This is a genomic window from Gammaproteobacteria bacterium, from assembly GCA_013001575.1.
In the GTDB taxonomy this organism is placed as follows: domain Bacteria; phylum Pseudomonadota; class Gammaproteobacteria; order Steroidobacterales; family JABDMI01; genus JABDMI01.
In genome coordinates, this window is record JABDMI010000053.1 from 1 (window position 1) to 7,827 (window position 7,827).

Annotated in this window: 5 protein-coding genes; 3 read left to right on the forward strand and 2 right to left on the reverse strand. The window is 48.6% G+C overall.

All coding sequences use genetic code 11. The features are described 5' to 3' along the window. Positions 1–755, reverse strand: a 755-nt coding sequence (locus HKN88_05030; GenBank protein NNC97416.1) for a 1,4-alpha-glucan branching enzyme, incomplete at its 3' end; no start/stop codon positions are given. 1 nt (position 756) lies between these two features. Continuing rightward, positions 757–3,207, reverse strand: coding sequence for a glycogen/starch/alpha-glucan phosphorylase (locus HKN88_05035; GenBank protein NNC97417.1), 2,451 nt, complete (start codon positions 3,205–3,207; stop codon positions 757–759). Between the two features lie 183 nt (positions 3,208–3,390). Here HKN88_05035 and glgC point away from each other — a divergent pair, with 183 nt between their 5' ends. The 3 genes from glgC to glgX all read left to right on the forward strand — a co-directional run. Further along, complete coding sequence (gene glgC / locus HKN88_05040) at positions 3,391–4,668, forward strand: glucose-1-phosphate adenylyltransferase (protein NNC97418.1); 1,278 nt, start codon at positions 3,391–3,393, stop codon at positions 4,666–4,668. Between the two features lie 67 nt (positions 4,669–4,735). Continuing rightward, positions 4,736–6,181 (forward strand): glycogen synthase GlgA, encoded by a 1,446-nt coding sequence (gene glgA, locus HKN88_05045; protein NNC97419.1) that lies wholly within the window; start codon positions 4,736–4,738, stop codon positions 6,179–6,181. Position 6,182: 1 nt separating this feature from the next. After that, on the forward strand, positions 6,183–7,827 hold a 1,645-nt coding region (gene glgX, locus HKN88_05050; GenBank protein ID NNC97420.1), incomplete at its 3' end, for a glycogen debranching protein GlgX.

Below are 7,827 nucleotides of genomic sequence, written 5' to 3' on the forward strand. Positions count from 1 at the left end.
CCCAGATGCACCTCGTAGATCGAGACCGGAGCAGCACGATGTTGTCGGGTATGCCGGGAATCCATCCAGTCTTGATCCTGCCAGGTATAGCCGGAAAGCTCCCGAATAAGGGAGGCAGACTTGGGACGCATTTCAGCCCCAAAGCCAAACGGATCGGCTTTGAGCGGGAGTTGTTGGCCAGTGGCGTCGCGTATTGCATATTTGTAGGCAATACCATCACCAATTTCAGGAATGAATAACTCCCAAATACCGCTACTACCACGACTGCGCATGGGATGCTGTACGGTGTTCCAGTGATTGAAGTCTCCAGCAACAGCAACACCCGTTGCATTTGGCGCCCAAAGCGTAAAGCGCGTGCCTTTGACACCTTCATGCGTCATCACGTGTGCACCTAACATACGATAGGCATGAACATGCCGGCCTTCCGACCACAAATAAAGATCCAGGTCACCCAGGCTCGAGGCAAAACGGTACGGGTCGTCAAAACGGTGTATCGAGTTGCTGTAATGTGCCTGCAATTGATAGCCGGCATTCACTTTGTTGTCCGAAACAAGGCCTTCAAAAAGACCGGCTTCGTGGATACGAGATAATTCGACAAGCACGTCATCCGTGTCCAACGCCAAAACCTCAAGCTTTTCAGCGCCGGGAGAAAAGCTGCGGATAAGCTGTTGCTTACCGTGTGGGTGTATGCCCAAACAGGAAAAGGGATCGGCATGCTTGCCCGTAATGAGTCGCTCTATTTCCTGTGGTTGCATGTCATTCCTGCGAGGTCGGTGCATTCCAGATGTCTTTGGCATAACCGCGTATGGTTCGATCGGAACTGAACCATCCCATACGTGCTGTATTCAGGATCGCCATCTTCGCCCACACTTGTGGTTGCTGATAGACCGTGTCAATTTTACGTTGCGTATCCCAATAGGCTGCAAAGTCCGGTACCACCTGAAAATAATCGTGATTTTTTATGTTGTCCAGAATATCACGGTAGCGTTCGGATTCGCCATCCGAGAAAAATCCACTCTCAAGCTGGGTAATGATCTCTTGCAGTTGGGTTGAGTGCTTGATGATCTCTGACGGGTGTGCCCGGCGATGCTGACGTGCAGCCACTTCATCCGCCTGCATGCCAAAAATAAAAATATTCTCTTGGCCCAGATGTTCTAGCATTTCAACATTCGCACCATCCAGAGTGCCAATCGTGAGTGCGCCATTCAGTGCAAATTTCATATTCCCAGTGCCAGACGCTTCAAACCCGGCGGTGGATATCTGCTCCGAGAGGTCAGCCCCGGGAATCAATACCTCGGCGGCCGTGACGTTATAGTTGGGTAAAAAAACCACTTTTAAACGATCACCAATCGCCTTGTCGCTATTGACCACATCGGCAACATCATTGATCAGTTTAATGATCAACTTTGCCAGAAAATAACTTGGCGCCGCCTTACCGGCAAAAATCTTAACCCGCGGTGTCCAGTTTGCCGATGGATCGGCTTTCATGGCATTGTACAAGGCGATGGTTTCCAGAATATTCATCAACTGTCGCTTGTATTCGTGAATGCGTTTAATCTGGATATCAAACATCGCGTCAGGATTGACTGTAATTTTCATTCGCTTTTCGAGAAATTCAGCCAAACGCAATTTATTCTCGCGTTTGATCAACCTATAGCGTTCCTGGAATTCTGCATCATCGGAAAATTCCTCCAGGCGTTTGAGTTGCTCTAGATCAGCGACCCACTCCTCACCCAGTTTCTCGGTGATCAATGCGGAAAGTCCCGGGTTACACTCCAGCAGCCAACGCCTTGGTGTAATGCCATTGGTCTGGTTAACGATCTTGTCGGGATACATCATATGCAGATCGTGAAATACAGTCTGTTTCATCAGCTCGGTGTGCAAGGCTGACACGCCATTGACCTTGCGCGAACCAATAAAGGCGAGATTTCCCATGCGCACCCAGTCCTGATGATAAGGATGTATCACCTGGATGCCGGCAATTAAATGATGTTCCAGACCGGCTTGTAACGCCTCTTGATAAAAAGCACCGTCTATCATGTTGATGATCTGCAAGTGGCGCGGCAGAATGCGTTCAAAAAGGTCGCGCGGCCATTTTTCCAGGGCTTCCGGTAGCAAGGTATGATTGGTGTAATGCAAGGTTTTCCGGGTGATCCTGAAGGCATTGGTAAAATCGTAATCATACTCATCCATGAGTAAACGGATCAGCTCGGGCACCGCAATCGCCGGGTGAGTATCATTTAGTTGAACAGCAACGTGTTCTCCCAGATTATCCAGGCTTGCGTAATTGGTAAAAAACCGGCGGATAAGATCTTGTAAAGAAGCCGAAGTAAAAAAGTACTCCTGCTTTAAACGCAGTTCACGACCTTGCGGGGTATGATCACCGGGATACAGTACCTTGGATAAGGTCTCGGCCAAAATTTGCTGATGAGCCGCGGCCATGAAGTCACCTTCATTGAATTTTTTCAGGTTCATCAGATCCGACTGGCGAGCCGCCCAGAGTCGCAGGGTATTGACATGCGCCCCTTGCCAGCCGGCAATGGGAATATCAAAAGCAATGGCATGGATGCGTTCAGTTGGTTCCCACTGCGATTTGCCGTGCGAATCTACGGTGACCGATCCGCCGAAATTCACATCATAGTTGACTTCCGGGCGCCCGAATTCCCAGGCATTGCCTTCCACCAGCCAGTCTTCTGGCTCCTCGATCTGCCAACCGTCCACGATCTCTTGACGGAAAATACCGTGTTGGTAACGGATACCGTAGCCCATGCCGGCGACCCCGGTGGTTGCCATACTGTCCATAAAACATGCCGCCAGGCGTCCCAAGCCACCGTTTCCCAGGGCCGCATCGTGCTCAGCGTGCAAAACATTGTGATAATTCAAACCTTGTTCTGCAAAAAACAAACGCGCCTCATCGGCCAAACCCATGTTGGTCAAATTGTCTTCCAACAGTCGTCCGATCATAAATTCCATGGACAAATAATAAACACGTTTTTGTTTTTTCTTATAGGTCTCACGCGTGGTATCAATCCAGCCTTCCACCATACGATCGCGCACAGCAAGAGACACGGCAACACACCAGTCGCGTTCCAAAGCATGGGATTTATCTTTGCCAACGGAATAGATCAAGTGCCGCAAAATGGAATCACCAAAGCTCTCCTGAATCAGATCTTTTGTGTCTTCGATATTGTGTAAAATGGGTTTCATATGAATCTCTTGCTGAATATTATTTGAAATGTGATGTTTGCTGCATAATGGTGCAAGCCATCAAACATTTAGTACCTGCTTTGTAAAGGGTGGAAATTTTACGCGTATTTAGTAATGAGTTGAAAAATTATTATTTAAATTTGCAAAATATGAAAATTGCCAGATGTCCCGGGGAGAGCAAAAATGCAAAATAAAGCACATACCAGTAATCGCAGACTGGCTGAAAAATCCATGGCATTTGTTCTGGCCGGTGGTCGCGGTAGCCGATTAAAAGATTTGACCGAGATTCGCGCTAAACCCGCGGTATATTTTGGCGGCAAGTTTCGCATTATTGATTTTGCCTTGTCCAACGCAATGAATTCCGGGATTAAACGCATCGGTGTAGCAACACAATACAAGCAACACAGTCTGATCCGGCATTTGCAACGCGGTTGGAACTTTTATCGCGCCGAGCGTAACGAGAGTTTTGATATTTTGCCCGCCTCACAAACCATGTCGGAAAATCGCTGGTACGAAGGCACTACTGACGCTGTGTTTCAAAACATCGAGATCATCAACAGCTATTCCAATGTGGAGTACATTATCGTACTGGCCGGTGATCATATTTATAAAATGGATTACGAGATCATGCTGGAAGAGCATGTAAATTCAAAGGCCGACGTTACCGTAGGCTGTCTTGAGATTCCGACCGACAACGCCAGCGAATTCGGGATCATGCACGTGGATGATTCTTACCAGATCACCGACTTTCTGGAAAAACCATCCGACCCACCCACCATGCCAGGTCAACCCGACAAATGCCTGGCCTCGATGGGAATATATGTCTTTAACAAAGAGTTTTTATTCGAACAATTGACCCGGGATGCCAGTGACCCGAGTTCTGACCGGGATTTTGGTAAGAACCTGATTCCCTACATCGTACAAAATGGCAAAGCACAGGCACATCGTTTCACCAAGTCCTGTGTGCGCTCGGAAGGCGAAGAGGAAGCCTACTGGCGCGATGTCGGCACAGTGGATGCTTACATGGAAGCAAATCTTGATCTGACCTCCTTTGAACCGGCTTTAAATCTGTATGACCATGACTGGCCGATCTGGACCTACAGCGAACTGGCTCCGGGGGCCAAATTTATTCATGACCACGTCGGACGCCGTGGTAGTGCAGTCAATTCCGTGGTTTCGGGTGGCTGTATCGTGTCGGGTGCGCGTGTGGATCAGTCCCTGCTCTTTACCGGCTGTCATATACATTCCTATTCCAGTTTAAAACGCTGCATCATTTTGCCGTATGTGGACGTGGGTCAGGTGTGTCAACTGACCAATGTGGTCATTGATCGTGGTGTAAAGATTCCGAGAGGTCTGGCGGTGGGCAATGACCCGGTACTGGATGCCAAGCGCTTTTATCGAACCAAGAACGGGGTTTGCCTGATCACACAGTCCATGATCGATAAGGTCAAAATTCATTGATCCGGATTTAGCCTCAATATATTCTCTTTTAAACAATATTTCCTAACTCCAAAAGAAGACTTACTCCATGCGTATATTAATGGCGGCCTCCGAATGTTTCCCGCTGATTAAAACTGGTGGTTTGGCTGATGTGGTCGGCGCATTACCAAGCGCCCTTAAACATGAAGGCGCGGATGTCACTGTCTTGCTACCGGGCTTCCCCGACGTTTTAAGTACTTTAGAAAATAAAAAAACTTTGGCCATACTGGAAATCTATACCAGCAATAAAGCCAAGCTGGTAAGCGGTAATACCGCTGATGGAATTTCAATTATTGCGCTGGATGCACCCGAGATTTTCAGTTTTAGCGGCAATCCGTATATGCATGAAGACGGTCGAGATCGTAACGACAATGCCATTAAGTTCGCGGCCTTCTCCAAAGTTGCGGCACAATTAGCGGCCGGTGAATTCACGGATAAGCCTTTTGATATCCTGCACGCGCATGACTGGCAAGCCGCTCTGGCCTGTGCTTATCTTAAGGCCATGGATGTAGACAGCACAAGATCTGTTTTAACCATTCACAATCTGGCATTTCAAGGGGTCTTTCCTAAAGAAACCCTTGTCGATCTTGGCTTACCGAAGGAATACTTTCATAAAGATGGTCTGGAATATTGGGGCAAGGTCAGTTATTTAAAAGCCGGGATTGTTTACAGCGATCATGTCACTACGGTTAGCCCAACTTATGCACTTGAGATCCAGTCTGACGATGGTGGAATGGGATTGGGTGGACTGTTGAAGTCGCGGGGGAAACAGTTATCCGGTATTTTGAACGGGATCGATACTGCAATATGGAATCCGCAATCAGACCCGGACATCAAAGCAAACTTTTCGGTCAGAGCAATTTCCGGAAAATTGAAAAACAAAATTGCATTACAAAAACAATTGGGCCTGCGGGCGCTGAAAGACATACCGCTATTTTCAGTGGTGTCACGCTTAACCACGCAAAAAGGTCTGGATGTTCTGGCCCGGCTCGTCGATCACATAGTTGCCTCGGGTGGACAACTGGTTTTGCTCGGTTCCGGTGACAAAGACATCGAAAACACTTTCCTTGCTGCAGCCAAAAAACATCCCACCGAGGTCAGTGTGCAGATCGGATACGATGAAGCCTTGGCGCATCTTATTCAAGCGGGTTCGGACGCGATTTTGATCCCGTCTCGCTTTGAACCCTGTGGACTCACACAACTCTGCGCCATGCGGTATGGCACTGTGCCGGTGGCCGCACGCGTGGGTGGATTGAACGACACCATAATCGATGCGAATCCCGCGTCACTCGCCAAAGGTGTGGCAACCGGAATACTGTTTGACGGGATTAATGAACATACCCTATCGGCCATGATCGACCGCACCATTGATCTTTACAGAGATACGAAACGCTGGGCACAGATACGCAGGAACGGATTGAACCAGCCTGTCGGTTGGGAATTGTCAGCCAAAGCCTATCAAAACCTTTATCAAGCCTTATTGCACGCCGACTGAAATGTCTTCCTCCCTAACTATCAGCACAGGCGACGCAAGCCGGCTTGGTGCAAATGTACGGCCTGACGGCATCAATTTTGCCTTGTTCTCGGCGCATGCCAGTAAAGTCACCTTATGTCTGTTCTCGGCAGATGGACAAACCGAAACCGCACGCCTTGATTTGCCCGCCCGCACTGGAGACATATGGCACGGTTTCGTGAGTGGCTTACGCCCCGGGCAACTCTACGGCTATCGGGTGGATGGACCATTTGCGCCACATCAGGGACACCGATTTAATTATCACAAGTTATTGATCGACCCGTATGCACGCGAGCTTTTCGGTACGATCATTCAGCATGATGCGATTTTCGCCTACGACCTTTCACATCCTGACAAGGATCTCAGCGTTGACACGCGTGACTCTGCACCGTACATTCCCAAGTGTGTCGCGAGAGAGTCTATTACGCCACCGGCCTTCAATAAACCGTCTACATCATGGGAAAACACCATTATTTATGAGGCGCATGTCAAAGGATTCACCCAAGGAAACTCGCAAGTTGCCCCGGATGCGAGAGGAAAATTTTCAGGCTTAAAAAGTCCGGCGGTTATCAATTATTTGCAAGAACTGGGCGTTTCAGCAATAGAGCTCTTACCAATACAAAGCTTTTTTAGCGAACCACGTTTGATCGAGTTAGGGCTGACAAATTACTGGGGATACAATCCGTTCAATTATTTCACCGTCCATCAAGACTATGGCGATGCAGATGAATTCAAAGCCGTAGTGCAAGCGCTGCATGCAGCCGGCATCGAAGTGATTATGGATGTTGTGTATAACCATACTGCCGAGAGTGATGAACGCGGCCCAACCCTGTCCTATCGCGGTATTGATAATGCCAGTTATTACGCTTTGCAGGAGAACAAACGCTTTTATGTGAATCATACCGGTACCGGCAACACTCTGAATACGGCCCATCCTGAGGTTTTAGCCCTGACCATCAAGAGTTTGCACTATTGGGCTGAAGAGATGGGCGTAGACGGTTTTCGTTTTGATCTTGCCTCCACCCTGGCCCGTGGTGATGATGGTTTTGACCATCGCAGTGATTTCCTGGTGGCTTGCGAGAATGACCCGATCTTGTCCAAGTGCAAGTTGATTGCCGAACCCTGGGACATCGGACCAGGCGGTTATGTGCTTGGTCAATTCCCAAAAGGCTGGCGTGGCTGGAACGACCGCTTCCGTGATTCTGTACGCAGTTTTTGGCGTGGTGATGCAATGGCTCACAAAGAACTTGCGGCTCGCCTGCTTGGTTCTGCAGACATTTTTGACCATTCCGATAAAAGCGCCCACAGCTCGCTAAATTTCATTACCTCTCACGACGGTTTCACCTTGAATGATCTGGTCAGTTATCAGCACAAGCACAACCATGCCAACGGTGAAAACAATCGCGACGGTCACAATCACAATCTCTCGGACAATATGGGCGTAGAGGGGCCCAGCGACGATGTAAAAATTAATAATGCACGTTTGCAAAGAAAGAAAAATCTATTAGCAAGCCTGTTGCTCTCGCAAGGAACTCCAATGTTGCTTGCCGGCGATGAATTTGGCCAAAGCCAAAATGGCAACAACAACAGCTATTGTCAGGATAACGACATCACCTGGCTGAACTGGG

What these genes read in the sequence shown, in the direction of transcription:
- HKN88_05035 (NNC97417.1), bottom strand. Translation starts at nt 3,207, where the DNA reads ATGAAACCCATTTTACACAATATCGAAGACACAAAAGATCTGATTCAG.
- glgC (NNC97418.1), top strand. Translation starts at nt 3,391, where the DNA reads ATGCAAAATAAAGCACATACCAGTAATCGCAGACTGGCTGAAAAATCC.
- glgA (NNC97419.1), top strand. Translation starts at nt 4,736, where the DNA reads ATGCGTATATTAATGGCGGCCTCCGAATGTTTCCCGCTGATTAAAACT.